The 18076-nt window shown below is 62.8% G+C and carries 17 protein-coding genes; 4 read left to right on the top strand and 13 right to left on the bottom strand.

The genetic code is table 11. From position 1 onward, the window contains the following. Positions 1-40 precede the first annotated feature (40 nt). On the bottom strand, positions 41-1246 hold the full coding sequence (gene pcaF / locus H6851_18295) for a 3-oxoadipyl-CoA thiolase (GenBank protein MCB9945557.1): 1206 nt from the start codon (positions 1244-1246) through the stop codon (positions 41-43). Between the two features lie 105 nt (positions 1247-1351). Between pcaF and H6851_18290 the strand changes: the two genes are divergently transcribed. Further along, positions 1352-2527 carry a Gfo/Idh/MocA family oxidoreductase gene (locus H6851_18290; protein ID MCB9945556.1) on the top strand — a complete coding sequence of 392 codons (1176 nt, stop codon included), beginning with the start codon at positions 1352-1354 and terminating at the stop codon, positions 2525-2527. Positions 2528-2623: 96 nt separating this feature from the next. On the opposite strand, the gene H6851_18285 is transcribed toward H6851_18290, so the two are convergent. The 4 genes from H6851_18285 to hflK form a co-directional block, all read right to left on the bottom strand. Then, complete coding sequence (locus H6851_18285) at positions 2624-4150, bottom strand: Do family serine endopeptidase (GenBank protein ID MCB9945555.1); 1527 nt, start codon at positions 4148-4150, stop codon at positions 2624-2626. 125 nt (positions 4151-4275) lie between these two features. After that, on the bottom strand, positions 4276-4461 hold the full coding sequence (locus H6851_18280) for a DUF2065 domain-containing protein (GenBank protein ID MCB9945554.1): 186 nt from the start codon (positions 4459-4461) through the stop codon (positions 4276-4278). 23 nt (positions 4462-4484) lie between these two features. Next, complete coding sequence (gene hflC / locus H6851_18275; protein MCB9945553.1) at positions 4485-5372, bottom strand: protease modulator HflC; 888 nt, start codon at positions 5370-5372, stop codon at positions 4485-4487. Beyond that, positions 5369-6541, bottom strand: coding sequence for an FtsH protease activity modulator HflK (gene hflK, locus H6851_18270; GenBank protein MCB9945552.1), 1173 nt, complete (start codon positions 6539-6541; stop codon positions 5369-5371). Before hflK ends, hflC begins: the two co-directional genes overlap by 4 nt. Positions 6542-6654: 113 nt before the next feature. Between hflK and apbC the strand changes: the two genes are divergently transcribed. Further along, complete coding sequence (gene apbC / locus H6851_18265) at positions 6655-7797, top strand: iron-sulfur cluster carrier protein ApbC (protein MCB9945551.1); 1143 nt, start codon at positions 6655-6657, stop codon at positions 7795-7797. A gap of 124 nt (positions 7798-7921) precedes the next feature. Here apbC and H6851_18260 read toward each other — a convergent pair whose 3' ends face one another. Then, the gene (locus H6851_18260) at positions 7922-8614 is read right to left on the bottom strand and encodes a hypothetical protein (GenBank protein ID MCB9945550.1); all 693 of its coding nucleotides are present in this window, start codon (positions 8612-8614) and stop codon (positions 7922-7924) included. After that, the gene (locus H6851_18255; protein ID MCB9945549.1) at positions 8556-9905 is read right to left on the bottom strand and encodes an adenylosuccinate lyase; all 1350 of its coding nucleotides are present in this window, start codon (positions 9903-9905) and stop codon (positions 8556-8558) included. The genes H6851_18260 and H6851_18255 overlap by 59 nt, the downstream gene beginning before the upstream one ends. A 225-nt stretch (positions 9906-10130) precedes the next feature. On the opposite strand from H6851_18255, the gene radC reads away from it, so the two are divergent. Together radC and H6851_18245 are read left to right on the top strand one after the other, a co-directional pair. Beyond that, entirely contained in the window at positions 10131-11021 is an 891-nt protein-coding gene (gene radC / locus H6851_18250) for a DNA repair protein RadC (GenBank protein MCB9945548.1), read from the top strand. A gap of 120 nt (positions 11022-11141) precedes the next feature. Then, on the top strand, positions 11142-11714 hold the full coding sequence (locus H6851_18245) for a DUF924 domain-containing protein (GenBank protein MCB9945547.1): 573 nt from the start codon (positions 11142-11144) through the stop codon (positions 11712-11714). 38 nt (positions 11715-11752) lie between these two features. On the opposite strand, the gene H6851_18240 is transcribed toward H6851_18245, so the two are convergent. From H6851_18240 to H6851_18215, 6 genes are all read right to left on the bottom strand, one after another. After that, positions 11753-12421, bottom strand: a complete 669-nt coding sequence (locus tag H6851_18240; protein ID MCB9945546.1) for a hypothetical protein — start codon at positions 12419-12421, stop codon at positions 11753-11755. A gap of 131 nt (positions 12422-12552) precedes the next feature. Continuing rightward, positions 12553-13962, bottom strand: coding sequence for a type I glutamate--ammonia ligase (glnA, locus tag H6851_18235; GenBank protein ID MCB9945545.1), 1410 nt, complete (start codon positions 13960-13962; stop codon positions 12553-12555). A 56-nt stretch (positions 13963-14018) separates the two neighbouring features. Continuing rightward, a complete protein-coding gene (locus H6851_18230) occupies positions 14019-15146 on the bottom strand; it encodes an ATP-binding cassette domain-containing protein (protein ID MCB9945544.1) in 1128 nt (375 codons plus the stop codon). Further along, positions 15143-16123, bottom strand: coding sequence for an ABC transporter ATP-binding protein (locus H6851_18225; protein MCB9945543.1), 981 nt, complete (start codon positions 16121-16123; stop codon positions 15143-15145). Before H6851_18225 ends, H6851_18230 begins: the two co-directional genes overlap by 4 nt. Beyond that, complete coding sequence (locus H6851_18220) at positions 16120-16971, bottom strand: ABC transporter permease (GenBank protein MCB9945542.1); 852 nt, start codon at positions 16969-16971, stop codon at positions 16120-16122. Before H6851_18220 ends, H6851_18225 begins: the two co-directional genes overlap by 4 nt. 92 nt (positions 16972-17063) lie before the next feature. Beyond that, a complete protein-coding gene (locus H6851_18215; protein MCB9945541.1) occupies positions 17064-18047 on the bottom strand; it encodes an ABC transporter permease in 984 nt (327 codons plus the stop codon). Positions 18048-18076 lie beyond the last annotated feature (29 nt).

Here is an 18076-nt window from a genome sequence, read left to right as displayed (position 1 = left end):
CCGCTCATTGTCAGCCCGTGTCTCGAGGTCAGCCCGTGTCTCAAGCCGCTTCGAGGGCAATCGCAACACCCTGTCCGACGCCGACACACATGGTTGCGAGCGCACGTCCGGCATTGCGGAGCTGAAGTTCGAGGGCGGCTGTCCCGGTGATGCGGGCACCTGACATGCCCAGAGGATGACCCAGTGCGATGGCGCCGCCATTGGGATTGACCCGGGCCGAGTCGTCGGGGAGCCCGAGTTGGCGCATGACAGCCAGCGACTGGCTGGCGAAGGCCTCATTCAGTTCGATGACATCGAGGCTGTCGAGCGACCAGCCGAGGCGGTCGAGGAGGCGGGATGTGGCCGGCACGGGGCCGATACCCATGACGCGTGGCTGTACCCCTGCGGCAGCAGTGCCGACAATGCGGGCAATGGGGGAAAGGTCGTGGTGCTTCACGCCGGCCTCGCTGGCTATGATCAGGGCGGCGGCACCGTCATTGACACCCGATGAGTTGCCCGCGGTAACGGTGCCGCCATCGCGGAAGGGCGTGCGGAGTCCGGCCAGCGATTCCCGTGTGGTTTCGGGACGGGGATGCTCGTCCCGATCGACTGTCAGGGGATCGCCCCTGCGGCGGGGAATGATGACGGGACTGATCTCCCTGTCGAGGCGGCCTGTCATTCGCGCTTCTTCGGCGCGGGCCTGGGAACGGACGGCGAAGGCGTCCTGATCGTTCCGGGAGATGGCGAAATCCTCGGCAATGTTCTCGGCCGTCCCGGGCATCGAGTCGATGCCGTACTGTTCCTTCATCAGCGGATTGACGAAGCGCCAGCCGATGGTGCTGTCGAAGATCTCGGCGTTGCGGGAAAAGGCCGCATCGGCCTTGCCCATGACGAACGGGGCGCGACTCATGCTTTCGACGCCACCGGCCATCATGAGATCGGCCTCGCCGGCGCGAATGGCGCGGGCGGCGACGGCGATGGCGTCCATGCCCGATCCGCACAAGCGATTGACCGTGAGGCCGGGGACCTGTGCTGGAAGGCCGGCCAGCAGCAGGGCCATGCGCGCGACGTTGCGGTTGTCCTCGCCGGCCTGGTTGGCACATCCAAGGACGACATCGTCGACCGCCTGCCAGTCGATGCCCGGATGGTTCCGCATCAAGGTACGCAGCGGCACGGCGGCGAGATCGTCGGCACGCACACCGGCAAGGGCACCGCCGTAGCGTCCAATTGGCGTACGAGTGTATGCGCAAATGAAGGCTTCAGCCATCATGTCGATCCTCCCTCGAATTTCCCCAATCGCCGTCGTGGGGCTTATCGTGGCCTCGGCTCGTGGGTAGAGTAGAACGGCAACGACCCAACGGGGAGGGACAAGATGTCGAAGGACAAATTGCGAGTCGGTCTGGTTGGCTATGGCTTCATGGGGAAGGCACATTCCAATGCCTATCGCCAAGTGGGGAGATTCTTCGATCTACCCTATGATATCGAGCTCAAGGCACTTGCGGCGCGCAATATCGAACAGGCCGAGGCCTTCGCGGGGAGGTGGGGCTATGGTTCGGTCGAAAGTGACTGGCGCCGTCTGGTTGAACGTGACGATATCGACATGATCGATATCTGCGCGCCCAACCATCTGCACAAGGACATCGCGATTGCCGCGGCGCAGGCGGGCAAGTGGGTCCTGACGGAAAAGCCGCTGGCGATGAATGTCGCCGAAGGCGAGGCGATGGTGGCGGCCGTCGAGTCGGCCGGTGTGCCGAACATGGTCTGGTACAATTACCGCCGGCTGCCATCGGTCTCACTGGCGCACCTGCTGGTGGAAGAGGGATTCTGCGGGCGCCCGTTCCACTATCGTGCACAATTCCTGCAAGACTGGACGATGTCGGAGGACGTGCCGCAGGGTGGCGCGGCGCTCTGGCGGCTCGATGCCTCCGTTGCGGGTTCGGGCGTGACCGGGGACCTGCTGGCGCACAACATCGACACGGCCATGTGGCTCAACGGTCCGGTCACTTCCGTCTCGGCCACCACCGAAACCTTCATCAAGGAGCGCGTCCATCAGGAAACCGGTAAAAAGGAGCCCGTCGAGATCGATGATGCGGCCATGGTCATGGCACGTTTCGCCAACGGTTCGCTGGGCCTGTTCGAGAGCACGCGCTACGCCCGCGGGCACAAGGCGCTCAAGACCTTCGAACTGAACGGCATGAACGGATCGCTGGCCTTCGATCTGCATGAACCCGAATATCTCGAATTGTTTGAATATGTCTCGCAGGCAACCGGGACGAAGGTCGATGATCGGCTGACCGGATGGCGCAAGGTGCATGTGACCAATTTCGAACATCCCTATATGGATCACTGGTGGGTGCCGGGGCTGATCATAGGCTACGAGCACAGTTTCACCCACGCGTTGGCCGATTTTCTCGATGCAAGCGGCCGTGGCGAAGCCTGTCACCCGACATTCCGGGATGCGCTGGAAACGCAAAGGGTTTGCGACGCAATTCTCGCATCGGCGAAGAGCGGAACCTGGCATGAAACCGGTGTGTCAACCTTCGCCTGAGTGAGGCAATAACGAGTTCAGACAACAACGCCCGCCGGGAGAATGCCGGCGGGCGTTGGATGATGCCATGCGGGAACCGTCGCTCCCCCAATCATGTCATTCGGCGATCTTGATCGCGATAAAGCGAAGATCTCCCTGCCGGTTAATCAGCAGCAGCACCGACTTCTTGCCTTCACTCTGGGCCTGATTGACCCGTGCCAGAACTTCCGGAGGCGAGGATACCTCCTCCTGATTGACTTCGGTGATGAGGTCGCCGGGCTGAAGGGTTTCCTCCTCCGCATAGCTGCCGGGCTCGACCGAGACGATGACCACGCCCCTGACGTCGGCCTCGATGCCGTACTGGGTGCGGAGTTCATCATCCAGACCACTGATGGTGATGCCCAGGGCGGTGACTTCGGCGGTGTTGCGTGACGGCACCGGGTCGTCACCTCCACTGCCCTGATCGGCCTGCGCCATGTCCTCATCGTCCGGCAGCTCGCCAAGTGTGACCGTGACGGACATGCGCGATCCGCGGCGCCAGACATCGACATTCACTTCCTTGCCGATCTCCGTCTCGGCAACGATGCGCGGCAGGGAACGCATCTGATCGATGGCCTTGTCATCGAACGTGAGGATGACATCGCCCGCTTCGATACCTGCGACTGCAGCCGGACCATCCGCGGTGACGCTGGCCACAAGGGCTCCCGCCACCGTCTCCAGGCCGAGACCTTCGGCGAGGTCGGGGGTCACATTCTGGATCCGCACGCCCAGCCAGCCACGAGCCACCCGGCCGTCGTTCTTCAGGTTGGTGACGATGTTGCGGGCAAGGTTCGAGGGAATGGCGAAGCCGATGCCGACATTTCCGCCCGATGGGGAGAATATCGCCGTATTGACGCCGAATACCCTGCCTTCAAGCGTGAAGCTCGGACCACCGGAATTGCCGCGATTGATCGCCGCATCCACCTGGAAGAAGTCGTCATAGGGACCGGCGCGGATGTCCCTGCCGCGCGCCGAAACGATGCCGGCCGTGACCGAAAAGCCCAGACCGAACGGATTGCCGATGGCTACCATCCAGTCGCCGACACGAACCCTGTCGCTGTCGGCCCATTCGACGAAGGGGAAGGGCGATCCGTCATCGCTTTCGATCTTGAGCAAGGCGAGATCGGTCTTGGGGTCTCGACCGATCAGCTCGGCGATGTACTCCTTCTCGTCCTGAAAGATGACGGTGATGTCGTCGGCATCGGCCACGACATGATTGTTCGTGACGACATAACCCTCGGCATCAATGACAAAGCCGGAACCCTGCGACATTGCCCGGCGGGGACGTTGCGGCTGGTTCTGTTGATCGCGTTCGAAAAAGTCCTTGAAGAACTCCTCGAAAGGCGAACCCGGTGGGAACTGCGGCATCGGTACTTCCTCGTTGCCGCCGTTCTGTTTACCTGCAGATATCCGTACAACCGCGGGACCGACCTTGTCGACAAGGTCACCAAAGCCCGCCACCGGGGGCAGTTGCTGCGCCTCGGCCGGACCTGAGACCCCGTTGGCAATGAACGCGAGTTGTACCGCCACGACCAGTACCAGGCGCCCGAGTCCCCGCCCGAGCTGACGATGCTGGATGAGCGTCTCAAACACGCGAGACCGCATTCAAAGCTCCTTTCAGGATTCGAACTGGCCGCGCCCCCGCGACACGACCGTTGCCTGCATGATGAAGGTTCTGGCTCTACCGTAGCGAGAACGAGAGGCACGATGCGCGAAGGCGCATGCGTCCGTCAACTGCGAATGAGCCAAACCAACATTACACCGACGGTTGCAAAGACGAGACCACCCCATCGGAGCAACTGGCTATCCAGCTGCAACGCGGTGGCCATCGCCCGTTTCATCCCATCAGGGAACAATGCCCACAACAGACCTTCTACCACTAGCAAAAGTGCCAGCGCAGTCCCCAGATCATGCACAGCCGTGCCCGCCCCTTGCAGGATCAGCGACCAGTCGCGTCAGATTCCCCCGGCAATCCCTTGATGTAACGAAAGAACTCACTATCCGGCGACATGACGAGACTGGTGGCGTCTCCGGCCAGAGCCTTGCGATAGGCCTGCATCGACCGGTAGAAGTCGAAGAAGCTCAGGTCCTGACCGAAGGACTCGGCGAAGATACGGACGGCTTCGGCATCTCCCTTGCCGCGTGTGACATCTGCGTCACGTTTGGCCTCGGCGATCAGCACGCGTCGCTCGCGATCCGCGCGAGCACGGATGCGCTGTGCAAGCTCGGCACCCTGCGCCCGCAACTCCTTGGCCTCACGCTCGCGTTCGGTCTGCATCCGCCGGAAGATCGCCTCGCTGTTCTCCTTGGGAAGATCGGCACGCTTGATCCGGATGTCGACGACCTCGACGCCGAACTGTTTCAGCGCACGATTGGCTTCGTCGCGAATCCGCCCCATGAGCGCATTGCGGTCTTCGGAAAGTACCTGGAACAGCGAGACCTCGCCGAGGACGCTGCGCAATGCGGAAAAGACGATCGGCTCAAGCTGGGAGCGGAACTGGGTCTCATTGCCGGCAGACTGGCGAAAGAGCAGGGCATTGTTGATGCGATATCGCGTGAAGGCATCAACAACCAGTCGCTTCTGATCACCGAGAATGAGTTCCACGGGATCGGCGTCATAGTCGAGCACGCGCTTTTCGAAGAACTCGACCTGCTGAATGAGCGGAACCTTCCAGTTCAGCCCGGCCTCCGTGATCTGGCGTACCGGATTGCCAAACCGGACAACCAGAGCCTGCTGGGTCTGGTGGACGACGAAGACGCCATTGAGAATGATCAGGATAATGGCGGCGGCGGCGATGGCGAGGCCGATCTTGACGGGCTTGCTCATTGCGCTGCTCCTTCGGGCCGGGGGGTAGCCTGATCGGACTGACCAGCGCGATTCCTGAGTTCCGGCAACGGCAAGTAGGGAACGACGCCATTGTCGCCGGCGTCCTTGTCGATGATCACCTTGTTCATCCCGGCGAGGATTTCTTCCATGGTCTCAAGATAAATTCTTCGAACGGTGACATCCTTGGCCTTGGTGTACTCATCGAGCACCGCCTTGAACCGTTGTGCCTCACCGCTGGCACGGGCGACGACTTCCTGCTCGTAGGCCTGAGCCTCCTGCAGCAACCGCTCGGCTTCGCCCCGGGCGCGCGGGATGATGTCGTTGGAGAAGGCTTCGGCCTCGTTCTGGGCACGTTCGCGGTCCGCCTGTGCCCTCTGCACATCGCGGAACGCATCGATGACTTCCTGCGGCGGGTCGGCCTTCTGCAGCTGCACCTCGTCGATGAGAATGCCGGCACCGTACTCGTTCATCAGCACCTGCATCTGTTCGCGGGCCTTCTGCTCGATTGCACGGCGACCTTCGGTGGTGGCCTCGGCGATGGGCGTCTGGCCGATGATCTCGCGCATCACGCTTTCCGCAGCGGCGAATACCGTCGACTCGGGATCACGGATGTTGAAGAGATAATCGGCTGCGTTGGAAATCTTCCAAAGGACGACGAAATTGACATCGATGATGTTCTCGTCGCCGGTAAGCATCAGCGCTTCATTGGTCACTTCGCGGGAATTCCCGCCCGTACGTCCGTTGTTGCGAAAGCCCACCTCGATACGGTTGACGCGCGTCACCTGGGGCGTCTCGACCGAACCGATCGGTGCCGGCCAGTTCCAGTTCAGGCCGGGCGTGGTGGTATCGGAAAGCTTGCCGAAGACGAGCTCCACGCCCTGCTCCTCGGGCAGCACGCGGTAGAATCCCGTAAGCCCCCAGAATGCGACGACCAGCAACGCAATGAGGATGGCGGCCTTCTTGCTTATGCCGCTGCCCCCGCTACCCGTTCCCTTCGGGAAGAGCTGCCTGACCTTCTCCTGGCTGCGCTTGATCAGTTCCTCGAGATCGGGCGGCTGCCCGGGTCCCTGGCCACTGCCACCACCATTGCCGCCGGGACGGCCGCCCCATGGCCCCTGGCCACCTCCGCCGCCTTGCCAGCCTCCACCGCCTTGATTGTTCCAGGGCATTCCAATACCACCTCGTTGCAGGATAGACGGGTGACGGGCCGCTTGCGGCATCAAACCCGACCAAAAAAGCGAACTCGCCTTCGTATATCGGGCTCTTACCACAGGCTTCAACCATGACCCAGCCGACAAACGACCAGATTTTGAACGTGTTGCGCGCAATTCGACATCCGGTGCGTCAATCCGACATCGTCACTCTCGGACTTGTGAGTGGAATCGTCGTCAAGAACGGCAATGTCGGATTCGCCATCGATGTCGACCCCAGGGAGGCCGAACGTCTCGAACAGATGCGCAAGTCGGCCGAAGATGCGGTGCGCGCCATGGAGGGGGTCCTGTCGTGTTCGGTCGTGCTCACGGCCGAGCGCGCGCCGGGAGGCCGCGAGAATGCCGGACCTCCGCCGACGCTGGGCGGAGCCCGTCCGCAACAGCAGCGGCCGCAGGAGCAGGCGCCGCTGGTGCCGGATTGCAAGGCGATCGTCGCGGTCGCATCGGGCAAGGGGGGAGTCGGCAAGTCCACAACGGCCATCAATCTCGCCATGGGGCTTGCTGCCAACGGTTTGAAAGTCGGCCTCCTCGATGCCGACATCTACGGACCCTCCATGCCCCGCATGGCCGGCGTGAGCGGCAGGCCCGCCAGCTCGGACGGAAGCCGCCTGCAACCGCTCGTCTCCCACGGCGTCAAGATCATGTCGATGGGCTTCCTCGTCGATGAGGACGCGCCGATGATCTGGCGCGGTCCGATGGTCCAGAGCGCGCTGCAGCAGATGCTCGGCGACGTTGCGTGGGGGGAGCTCGACGTCATGATCGTCGACATGCCGCCGGGTACGGGCGATGCGCAGCTCACCATGGCCCAGCGAGTTCCGCTCGCCGGCGCGGTCATCGTCTCCACGCCGCAGGACATCGCCCTCCTCGATGCGAAGAAGGCCATCAACATGTTCCGGCGCGTCGATGTTCCCATCCTGGGAATTGTCGAGAACATGTCCTACTATTGCTGTCCGCAATGCGGTCACCGCGCGGAGATTTTTGCGCATGGTGGAGCGGAAGCCTGCGCCGAACAGTTCGAAGTTGATTTCCTGGCAGGAATCCCGCTGGACATCGCCATTCGCGAGACATCCGATGGCGGCACGCCGATCGTCGTCAGCGATCCGCAGAGCCCGCTGGCGCAGGCCTATCTGCAACTGGCCATGAAGGTCGGCGAGAAATTGCGCGCAGGCAACGGGAACGGTGGCAGGCCGTCGCCGAAGATCGTCTACCAGTAAAGCGCCCGGAGAGGATCTTGCCGTTCGGGATAAATCGCCTGAACGGCAAGGATTTATGGGAAATCAGGCGACTGCCGTGGTCCGACCCCGTCGCGGATGAGCTTCGCCGGCATCGGCTCGTTCGTCATTCGTCCCGGTAGCGCTGGGGCAGGTCGAATTCGTGGGCGTCTGCCTTGTAGTCGAAGCGCACGGTGTCGGTGAGGACGACCGTCGCGTCCTTCCAGCCGGCCATGAGCGGCCATCCGTTGCGGGCATACGCCTCGAACGGGATCGCGCCGCATTCGCCGCGCGGCCGCGGCCGGATACTGCGTGCCAGCCGCTGCATGATTTCCACGGAGCGAATGACCGGCTTGAGGAAATCCAGCATCCAGCGGCTCGACAACACTTCCCCGCAGACGAGTTCATCGAGTTGCAGCACGTTGTACTTGCTGCCATGGCCGCCGACCGGCGGTCCGGCACTCCATTCCGTGAGGCGATAGGGGGCGGAGGAGGCACCGTCGTCATGCAGTCCCGCGCGAATGCGCTTCGGCACCGCCATGTCGAGTTCGTAGACATGGTCGTGGGCGAGATCGACCAGATGACGCTTGCCATCGATCCTGGCCATCACCCGGGTCCGGTCCGCCCCCATCTCGAAACGCACCGGCACTCCCTCGATCACACCCTCGACGAGGATGCCTGCATGGACGGGCGTGGCCATGGACATGGCCAGCGCAACCAGTGCGGTCAGCCGGCCGGCGCAGCGTGCGCGATGGCGCGGTTCAGCCGTCTTCACCTTCGCTGTCAGGATCTTCTCCTTCGGGTCCAAGAACTCGGTCAAGGATTGTCTTCACATGGCGGACATGATACCCGTCGTCGAATGCCTCAAGCAGTTCATCCTCGCCAATCCGCTCGACCACATCCTCGCGGTCGAGCAGCAGGTCGAGCAGTGGCCGTTCCTCCTGCCAGGCCTGCATGGCGGCCTGCTGGACAATGGCATAGGCCGCCTGGCGTGGCAGGCCGGAGCGGGTGAGGGCGAGCAATACACGCTGGGAATTGTGCAATCCGAAGGTGCTCTCCAGATTGCGCAACATGCGCTCCGGGTAAATGGTCAACTTGTCCATCATGCCTGTCAGGCGTGAAAGCGCAAAATCTGTCAGAATACAGCTATCGGGGATCATTACCCGTTCGACCGAGCTGTGCGAAATATCCCGCTCGTGCCATAGGGCGACATTCTCCAGTGCGGGGATGGCTGCCGCACGTATCATCCTGGCCAATCCGGTAAGGTTCTCGGAAAGCACAGGGTTCCGCTTGTGGGGCATCGCCGAGCTGCCCTTCTGTCCCGCATGGAAGAATTCCTCGGCCTCGCGCAGTTCGGTGCGCTGCAAGTGTCGAACTTCGACAGAGAGCCTCTCGATCGATCCGGCGATCTGTGCCAGCGCGCACGCAAAGGCGGCGTGCCTGTCCCGCGGGATGACCTGGGTCGAGACCGGCTCCGGCCGAAGACCGAGCTTCTCGGCAACCATCGCCTCGACGCGGGGATCGATATTGGCGAATGTTCCCACTGCGCCGGATATTGCGCAGGTGGCGACATCGTCCATGGCGGTCTCAAGGCGGGCCTTCTGCCGGTCGAACTCGGCGAAGAACGTGGCGAGCTTCAGGCCGAAGGTGATCGGTTCGGCATGGATGCCATGGCTGCGACCGATGGTCAGTGTCATCGCATGTTCGCGCGCGCGCCGCTCAAGGACGGCCAGCAGAGCTTCGAGATCGGCCAGCAGCAGGGCCCCGGCGCGCCGAAGCTGAATGGCCAGCGTCGTGTCGAGCAGGTCCGACGAGGTCATGCCCAGATGCAGGTGCCGTGCTTCCGCGCCGCAGATTTCCTCGACATGAGTAAGAAAGGCGATGACGTCGTGGCGGGTGACGGATTCGATCTCGTCGATACGCTTGGAGTCGATGATCCTGTCGCGCCCGGCCTCGGCCTTTTCGCGCAGGCGTGCAACCTCGTCCGCGGGCAGGTCGCCTGCCGCCGCCATGGCCTCCGCGACGAGCAGTTCCACGTCCAGCCAGATGGCGAGCTTGCTATCGGCCGAGAAAATCGCGGCCATCTCCGGCCGGCTGTAGCGATCGATCAACGTGAAATCCTCGGATTCGGGGAAGGGCGATGCAGCGAAACGCGCTCTCTCCTACCAAGCCGGCATGACCTTTGACAATTGCGCAGAACGATTCCCGCACCCGCTTTATAGTCTACAAAAGTTGAATAAACCGTGAATGAAAGAAATCATAAATTGAAATTCAGCAAAGTTCCATGGTAATCTCTCTTGTTCTCTGTCGAAAGTGATCAGCCTTGGGAGTCGTAAATGGAGCTCCATCGCGAGCCAGGACCCGTCATGAAGGCCATGCTGGCGGCCGACCGCCGGGATATCGCCGGCATGTGCTACGAGAGCTGGCATGGCCTTGCGGCGCCCCCGACGGGTTCTGCCTTATGCTACTCTTCGGGCGAGGCCGGATACTGGCCGCAGGACGCTGGCGGCCTGGCCGAGGATGCCGCAACCTATCTGATGCCTCCGGCGGCGCTGGCGAGCGACGTGATGAAGATCGACACGAAATACCTCACGGCGCTGGGACAGGAGGACGTGCTGCCGCCGGCGCTCGATTTCCTCGAATCATACCTGTATATTGCGACGGGACTCGTCGACGAGAGCCGGGCGGTGGCCCGCAGGGCCCTTGACCGCTTCCAGTCGCTGGGCGCCGTGCTCGCCGCGAGTCTCGGCGACCTTCTGCGGGTCGACGGAATGACAAGCCAGATGGCGCTGGCCCTCAAGGCCATCCACAAGGGCATGCGCTGCGTTCTCAAGGAGCCGCTGCAGGAGCGCATCAACATTTCCAGCTTCGATGCGGTGATCGACTATCTCGGTGCGGCAATGCGCTTCGAAATGGTGGAGGTCCTGCGCGTCCTGTTCCTCGATCGCAAGAACGGCCTCATCCGCGACGAGGTCATGCATACGGGCACGGTCGACCATGTGCCGCTCTATCCGCGCGAGATCGTCCGCCGCGCGCTGGAAACGGGCGCGTCCGCGCTCATCATCGCCCACAACCATCCCAGCGGCGATCCGACACCGTCCAAGCAGGACATCTCGATGACCCGCGACATCATGGAAGCGCTGAGGGTGTTCCACATCGCCATGCACGAGCATTTCGTCATCGGCAAGCACGGCACGATCGGGTTGCGCCAGGCCGGCTACGTCTGAATGCCGGCACGATGATGCGAGGATGGATATCGCCGCGACCGGAAGCCGGTTGCAGAATGTCGATTATCGCTCGTCGGCAAACGTTCTATTAATGAGCCTTTATCGATGATGGAGGCGGTCATGGTCGACGCGGCAGCGCAGGCGTTTCTCGATTTCTGGTTCGACAAGGAGAGCAAGGCACGGTGGTTCAACTCGACGAAGGCGTTCGATGCGACCTGCCGCGAACAGGCCCTTCACCTGCTCGACAGGGCATGGGACGGCGAGCTGGACGGTTGGGCAACCACCGCGAGGGGAGCCCTTGCCCTCGTGATCCTGCTGGACCAGATGCCGCGCAACATCTTTCGCGGGACGGCCAGGGCCTTCGCCTTCGATGGGAAGGCGCGGATGGCGAGCGCGAAGGCCCTTGGGGCGGGTCAGGACGGGGAACTGGACAAGGTCCAGCGCTCCTTCCTCTACATGCCGTTCGAACATAGCGAGGACCCCGCCGACCAGCGCCGCTCGGTCGAGCTGTTCGCAGCCCTGGGCGATCCGGTGAAGCTGGATTACGCGTTGCAGCATCAGGCGATCATCGAACGCTTCGGTCGTTTTCCGCATCGCAACAAGGCCCTGGGACGCGAGAGTACGCCCGGTGAACTGGCTTACCTCGCGGCCGGCAGCAACAAGGGCTTCCAGCGGTCGCAGGACCCCGCCTGATACCGGGACGATCGGCTGCCGGCATGGTGGCCGCGGGGTCAGTCCAGTTCCTGCAGCCTTTCGGTCATGTGCTCGCGATAGCCGTCGTCCTCGACGATCCTGGCGATGAACGTCTCGAACGGGTGCTCGGGCGCCAGACGGCTATGGACATGGCGCAGCGCGGCGCGCTGGGTCAGCTGCGGCAGCGGCGCCCCGATGCTGGCGACCTCCGCCATGCGTACAGGGTTCGAACGCAGGAGCAGCGGGCCACGACGGCTCCGGTAGAAGCCCATGGCGCAGGGGAGGCTCCCGGATTCGGTCTCCACTTCAATATCGTCCCGGGCGGAATAATCGTAGTTCTTGCCGACATTCTCCGTCTCGTGCATGCGCGCCAGCTGGTTTTCATCGAGCCATGTGATGAAGGCGTAGGTACGCGCGCCGGGCACTTCATGGAGGGTCGCCGGCAGCGAACCGTAGCGGCTGAAGTGGGCGGAAAACACGACCGTGTGGTCCTTGACGATGACCCGTGTCACCGGTATGGGCCGGCTTTCGGTACCGAACTTGCGGGCAAGCTGTTCGGGAGCCGCGTTCGATCCGATCGCCAGGACAGGTTGTCGTTCGACCAGATCGAAGGGACCGGCAATGCTGCGACCCCGGTCGAAGACGAAACTGTCAAGAGGCATGTCGTAAGGATATGCCGACGCACGACCGACCAGATCCCGATTCATGGCGACTCCCGAATGGTTAAATCGGCTTCGGGACCAGTATAGCGATAATTTGTTTAAAATGTGCGATTTTTCTTCAAAGTCCCGTTCCCGGGTCGGAAATCGCATCTTCAAGCTACCGAAATCGCGGAAAGCTACAAGCCGTAATAAAGCTCCAGCTCTGCCGGAGTGGGAAGGCGTGCAAGCCGATCGATTTCCTGTCGTTTCACTTCGACATACCCCTCGATCAGTTCGAAGGTGAAAACTCCGTTTTTCGTCAGAAACTCCTGGTCCTGTTCGAGCGCCAGCAATGCTTCGCTCAATGAACGGCAGGCCACGGGGATACCTTCGAGTTCTTCCGGTCTCAGGTCGTAGAGATTGCGGTCCATCGCGTCGCCCGGTTCGAGCTTGCGGGCGACGCCGTCGAGGCCGGCCAGCAGGATGGCGCTCAGGGCGAGATAGGAATTGGCCGTCGGATCGGCAAAGCGGCATTCGACCCGCTTGCGGGCGGGTTGGTCGGCATAGGGAATGCGTACGGCGGCAGAACGGTTGTGGGCGGCATAGGCGAGCAGGGTGGGTTCGTCATTGCCCGATTGCAGCCGCTTGTAGCTGTTGGCGGTAGGGTTGGTGAACGCGTTCAGGGCACGCGCGTGATGAAGGATGCCGGCGATGAAGGCGAGGGAGGTCTGGGAAAGGTCGGCATAGCCCTGGCCGGCGAACACCGGACGGTCGTTCTGCCACAATGACAGCGCGAGGCTCAGCGGCGCACCCGGTTCGCCAGCGATCGGCTTGGCCATGAAGGTCGCCGACTTGCCGTAGGAAGCTGCGACCTGGTGGACCACATATTTGAGCAGTTGCAGCCTGTCGCAGGTTTCGAGCAGGCCGCCGCGGCCGATGGCGATCTTGTGCATGCAGGCGGCCGGGCCATGCTCGTGGCGCAGCTCCGCCATGCCGAGCGAGCGGAGGATGGTGGTGATCTCCGCGCGAATGTCGCCATGATGGTCGGCTGGCGACAGGCTCAGGCTGGCCGTGCCCGGTGCCGGCCGGTGCCCCGTGTGGCCACTCAGCTGCGGCAGGGAGCCGGCGGTGCGGCTTTCACTGGATTCGAGGCTGTAGGAACTGCGCATCGGACCCTGTTCGACCCGCACGTCGTCGAACATGAAGAACCCGATCTCGGCACTGGCCAGCAGCCTGTCGCAGAAGCCGAGATCCTTGAGGGCCCTTTCGGCCCGTCTTGCCGTACAGCGCGGATCGCGCTCGTAATCCATGGCCGCCGCCGGTTCGAGACCATCGCAGTAGAGCACCAGCGTCGGCTGGGCCGAGAAGGGATCGGCCCATGCGGTGGCGAGATCGGGGTGCAGCAGAAGATCGCTGTCGGCGACATCGCGCCAGCCCGGCACCGAGGCTCCATCAATGAGGATGCCGCGGGCAAGAGCCTCCTCGGTGACGCTCTGGGCTTCAATGGAGGTATGGCACCAGCGGCCGGATAGATCGGTGAAGCGCAGGTCGAGGGTCCTGAATCCCTCTTCCTGCAGACGCGTCAACACGCTGGCGGCTTCACTCATTGCCTGCTCCCTGAACGTTCCATGCAGCGTGCGGACTTTTATGCCAGTGCGCCCGCCTAGCCAAGCTGCATGGACGGCCTCGTGGCAGGGCGGTCGGTCGCACCGCCGGCGGGAAAGTCACCGGGCGGTTCAGCCCGTGCGGCGTGACAGCGAACCCATCCGGCGGCAGTCGGCGTGATTTCGGGAATCTCGCGCCGGCAGCGATCATGGGCCAGCGGGCAGCGCGGATGAAAGTGGCAGCCGGCGGGGGGACGGATCGGGCTGGGTACTTCGCCCGTAACCGGAAGCCGCAGCCGGTCCGTCATCCCGATGTCGGGGATCGCATCGAGCAACATGCGTGTATAGGGGTGGCGCGGTTCGCGGAATATCTCGCGCGCGGCGCCCTGCTCGACCAGCCTGCCGAGATACATGACGCCGAGATCGTCGCTGACGTGATGGACCACGGCAAGATCATGGCTGATGAACAGACAGGTGAGGCGAAGGTCGCGCTGGAGGTCCTTTATCAGATTGAGGATTTGAGCCTGCACGGAAACATCGAGGGCGGAAGTCGGTTCGTCGCAGACGAGGAATTCGGGCCGGCTCGCAAGCGCACGGGCGATGCAGACACGCTGCCGCTGCCCACCGGAGAATTCGTGCGGATACCGGCGACCGTCCTGCGGGCTCAGCCTGACCTGTTCGAGCAGCTCGTCGACACGGTGCGCAATCTCGCGTCGACCCGCCGCGAGGCCATGTTCGATCAGCGGTTCCGCGATGATGTCCGCAATCCTCCATCGCGGATTGAGGCTGGCATAAGGATCCTGGAAGATCATCTGCATGCGCTTGCGCAAGGATCGGAGATCTGCCCGGTTCCGCAAGGCGACGAGGTCGGTTCCCTCGAAGCGGATCGAGCCGGCACCGGGCTTCAGGAGTCCGACCAGCATCTTTGCAACGGTTGACTTGCCGCAGCCCGATTCGCCGACGAGGCTGAACGTCCTGCCCCTGCCGATCGAGAAGCTGACATGGTCGACGGCGCGCAATATCGTGCGTCCGGTACCTTCGATCAGCCGGCTGAGTAGGGGGCGCGAGACATCGAAATCGCGGGTCAGACCTCGTACGTCGATGAAAGCGCCGTCTGAATCGCGCCGCCCGTCTGGCCTACCGGCACTGCCGGAGCGTCGCCCGTCCGGCTCGTTGCGCGGGCTCATGCTCTTGCGACCCCCGTAGCCGTGATTCGCCAACAGGCGACCTCGCCCTGTTCGTGTTTCACCGTGTCCGGGCGCTCCTGCCGGCAGCGGTCGATCGCATTACGGCAACGTGGGTGGAAGGCACAGCCCGACGGGATATCGCCGGGCCGCGGCATCGTGCCGTCGATCTGCGGCAGCCGGTCGAGCACCTGCCCGATCCTCGGGATCGAATCCATCAAGCCTCTGGTGTAGGGATGGCGGGCATGGTGAACTATCTGGCGTACCGGTCCTGTCTCGGCGATACGGCCGGCATACATGACCGCCACGCGATCGGCCATTTCCGCAATCACACCCATGTCATGGGTGATCAGCATCATCGCGGTGCCCTGCTCGCGGCACAGATCCTTGAGCAATGCGATGACCTGGGCCTGGGTCGAGACGTCGAGCGCGGTCGTGGGCTCGTCCGCAATGACCAGTCGCGGACCGGCGCAAAGGGCGAGGGCGATCACGGCGCGCTGGCGCATTCCCCCGGAAAATTCGTGTGGAAACTGTCGTGCACGCAGTTTCGGTTCGGGAACGCCAACGGCGGCCAGCAAGTCGATGGCGTGGGCGCAGGCTTGACGGTTGCCAAGCGGCGTGTGGGTCACGATCGTCTCGACGAGCTGCCCGCCGATGGTCTGGAGCGGGTCGAGACTGGTCAGCGGGTCCTGGAAGATCGTGCCGATGATCCCGCCGCGGATCCTGCGCATCTCCTCGCGGGCCAGGTTGTCGATGCGTCGGCCGTCGAGGATGATATGCCCGGCCGAAATGTGTCCGGGCGGATCGAGCAAGCCGATGACGGCCGAACCCGTCAGCGACTTTCCGGCCCCCGATTCGCCTACCAGCCCGAGAACCTCGCCCTCGCCGACATGCAACGACACATCGTCCACGGCGATGAGTGCGCCATGACGGGTGGGGAAGCGAACCTGCAGGTTTCGGACTTCAAGGACCTTTCTCATCGCCGTCGCAACTTCGGGTTGAGGGCATCGCGCAGCCAGTCACCGAGCAGATTGACCGCCAGCACGAGGAGAACGAGGACAGCACTTGGGAAGACAATCATCCACCATTCGCCCGAGAGCAGGAAATTGTTGCCGATGCGGATCATGGTGCCAAGTGACGGATTTGTTGCCGGCATGCCGACACCGAGAAAGGAGAGGGTGGCTTCGGTCAGAATGGCAATGGCCAGCGACAGTGTACCGATCACCAGGACGGGATTGATGACATTGGGCAGGACATGACGCAGCAGGATCTTCATCGGGTGCAGGCCGATGAGTTGCGCGGCCTGCACGTAGTCCCTGTTCCGTTCCACCAGTGTCGAACTGCGCACCGTGCGGGCGAAATTGACCCACTGGGAGGCGGCGATGGCAAGGGTCAGCACCACGATCCTGAATTCACGGGCGGTTGCCGCGGTCAGGATCGCCCTGACGATACCATCGAACAGCAGTGCGACGAGGATCGAGGGGAAGGTCAGCTGGATGTCGGCGATGCGCATGATGAGGCTGTCAAGCCAGCCATTGAAATAACCGGCAACGAGCCCCAGCAGCGTGCCCGCCACCGCCGCGATGGCGACGGCCGAAACCCCGACGATCAGCGAGATGCGCAGGCCGAACATGATCGATGAAAGAATGCACCGACCCTGGCCATCCGTGCCGAGAGGGAACGTCTCATTTCCGCCATCGCTCCATGCGGGCGGGAGAAATGCATCCATAAGGTCGATGGTGGCGATGTCGGTGGTGTCGTGCGGTGCCAGCCAGGGGGCGAACATGGCGACTGCAAGCAACACCAGGGCGACGACGACTGCGGCCATGGCTGACGGAGACCGGCGGAATTGAAAATACAAGTCGTCGCCGTGAAGGCGACGGCGCCTGCCGCCGGAGGGGCCGTGGCGCCGCGGGGAACTCAAGGGTCACTCACCGGCCGTTCGATTCTCAAGCGGGGATCAATCATGTAGCATAGAATATCAACGGTGAGATTGATGATGACGAAGAAGATGGCCACCATCACGAGATAGGCTGACATCAGCGGAATGTCGGCAAACGAAATGGCATTCAGGATGAGAAGTCCCAGGCCCGGCCATTGGAACACCGTTTCGGTGATGATCGAAAAGGCGACAAGCGAGCCGACCTGTACGCCCATGATGGTAACGACAGGCACCAGCGTATTCTTCAGGGCATGCCCGAAATGCACGCTGCGCGAACGCAGGCCGCGCGCATGGGCGAACCTGATGAAGTCCGTGCGCAGCACTTCGAGCATCTCCGCACGCACCAGTCGCATGATCATGGTGAGCTGGAACAGCGCCAGCGTCACGGCCGGCATGATGATGTGGCTCCATCCTTCCAGTGTGAGGAAACTGGTCCGCCATGGACCGATGTCGACCAGCCCGCTCCGGCCGAAGGTCGGCAGCCAGCCGAGCCATACACCGAAGAGCAGGATGAGAAGGATGCCGATGAGGAAGCTGGGGACGGAGATGCCGATCAGGGAGACGGCGAGAAGGACCCGCGACAGCCAGTGGTCCCGGTACAATGCTGTATAGACCCCCATCGGCAGACCTGTCGCCAGGGCGATGATCGCCGAGAGGAACACGAGTTCGAAGGTTGCGGGAATCCTTGAGGCGATCAGTTCCTCGACGGGCCTGCCCATGCGGTAGGACAGGCCAAACTCGCCGTGCAGGACCTGTTCGACCCATCTGGCGAACTGTACCGGTACGGAAGCGTCCAGTCCCAGCCGCTCGCGCATGGCAACCCGCTGCTCCAGGGTGGCATTCTGACCGAGCATGTTGTTCACCGGATCGCCGACGAACTGGAAAAGCGAGAACGCGATCAGCGCCACGGTCAGCAGGACCGGGACGGATTGCACAAGGCGGTGGAGGATGAAGGCGGGCATCGGGATCAACGTTCCCGGATGGAGGAAAG

Source organism: Geminicoccaceae bacterium (assembly GCA_020638465.1).
Classification (GTDB): domain Bacteria; phylum Pseudomonadota; class Alphaproteobacteria; order Geminicoccales; family Geminicoccaceae; genus JAGREO01.
Note: the sequence above shows the minus strand (reverse complement) of the source record. Positions and strands in the feature narration are given on the sequence as shown.

Bases quoted from the DNA above. Each gene is read 5' to 3' on its own strand.
- pcaF (MCB9945557.1), bottom strand. From the start codon at position 1,246: ATGGCTGAAGCCTTCATTTGCGCATACACTCGTACGCCAATTGGACGC.
- H6851_18290 (MCB9945556.1), top strand. From the start codon at position 1,352: ATGTCGAAGGACAAATTGCGAGTCGGTCTGGTTGGCTATGGCTTCATG.
- H6851_18285 (MCB9945555.1), bottom strand. From the start codon at position 4,150: ATGCGGTCTCGCGTGTTTGAGACGCTCATCCAGCATCGTCAGCTCGGG.
- hflC (MCB9945553.1), bottom strand. From the start codon at position 5,372: ATGAGCAAGCCCGTCAAGATCGGCCTCGCCATCGCCGCCGCCGCCATT.
- hflK (MCB9945552.1), bottom strand. From the start codon at position 6,541: ATGCCCTGGAACAATCAAGGCGGTGGAGGCTGGCAAGGCGGCGGAGGT.
- apbC (MCB9945551.1), top strand. From the start codon at position 6,655: ATGACCCAGCCGACAAACGACCAGATTTTGAACGTGTTGCGCGCAATT.
- radC (MCB9945548.1), top strand. From the start codon at position 10,131: ATGGAGCTCCATCGCGAGCCAGGACCCGTCATGAAGGCCATGCTGGCG.
- H6851_18245 (MCB9945547.1), top strand. From the start codon at position 11,142: ATGGTCGACGCGGCAGCGCAGGCGTTTCTCGATTTCTGGTTCGACAAG.
- H6851_18240 (MCB9945546.1), bottom strand. From the start codon at position 12,421: ATGAATCGGGATCTGGTCGGTCGTGCGTCGGCATATCCTTACGACATG.
- glnA (MCB9945545.1), bottom strand. From the start codon at position 13,962: ATGAGTGAAGCCGCCAGCGTGTTGACGCGTCTGCAGGAAGAGGGATTC.
- H6851_18230 (MCB9945544.1), bottom strand. From the start codon at position 15,146: ATGAGCCCGCGCAACGAGCCGGACGGGCGACGCTCCGGCAGTGCCGGT.
- H6851_18225 (MCB9945543.1), bottom strand. From the start codon at position 16,123: ATGAGAAAGGTCCTTGAAGTCCGAAACCTGCAGGTTCGCTTCCCCACC.
- H6851_18220 (MCB9945542.1), bottom strand. From the start codon at position 16,971: ATGGCCGCAGTCGTCGTCGCCCTGGTGTTGCTTGCAGTCGCCATGTTC.
- H6851_18215 (MCB9945541.1), bottom strand. From the start codon at position 18,047: ATGCCCGCCTTCATCCTCCACCGCCTTGTGCAATCCGTCCCGGTCCTG.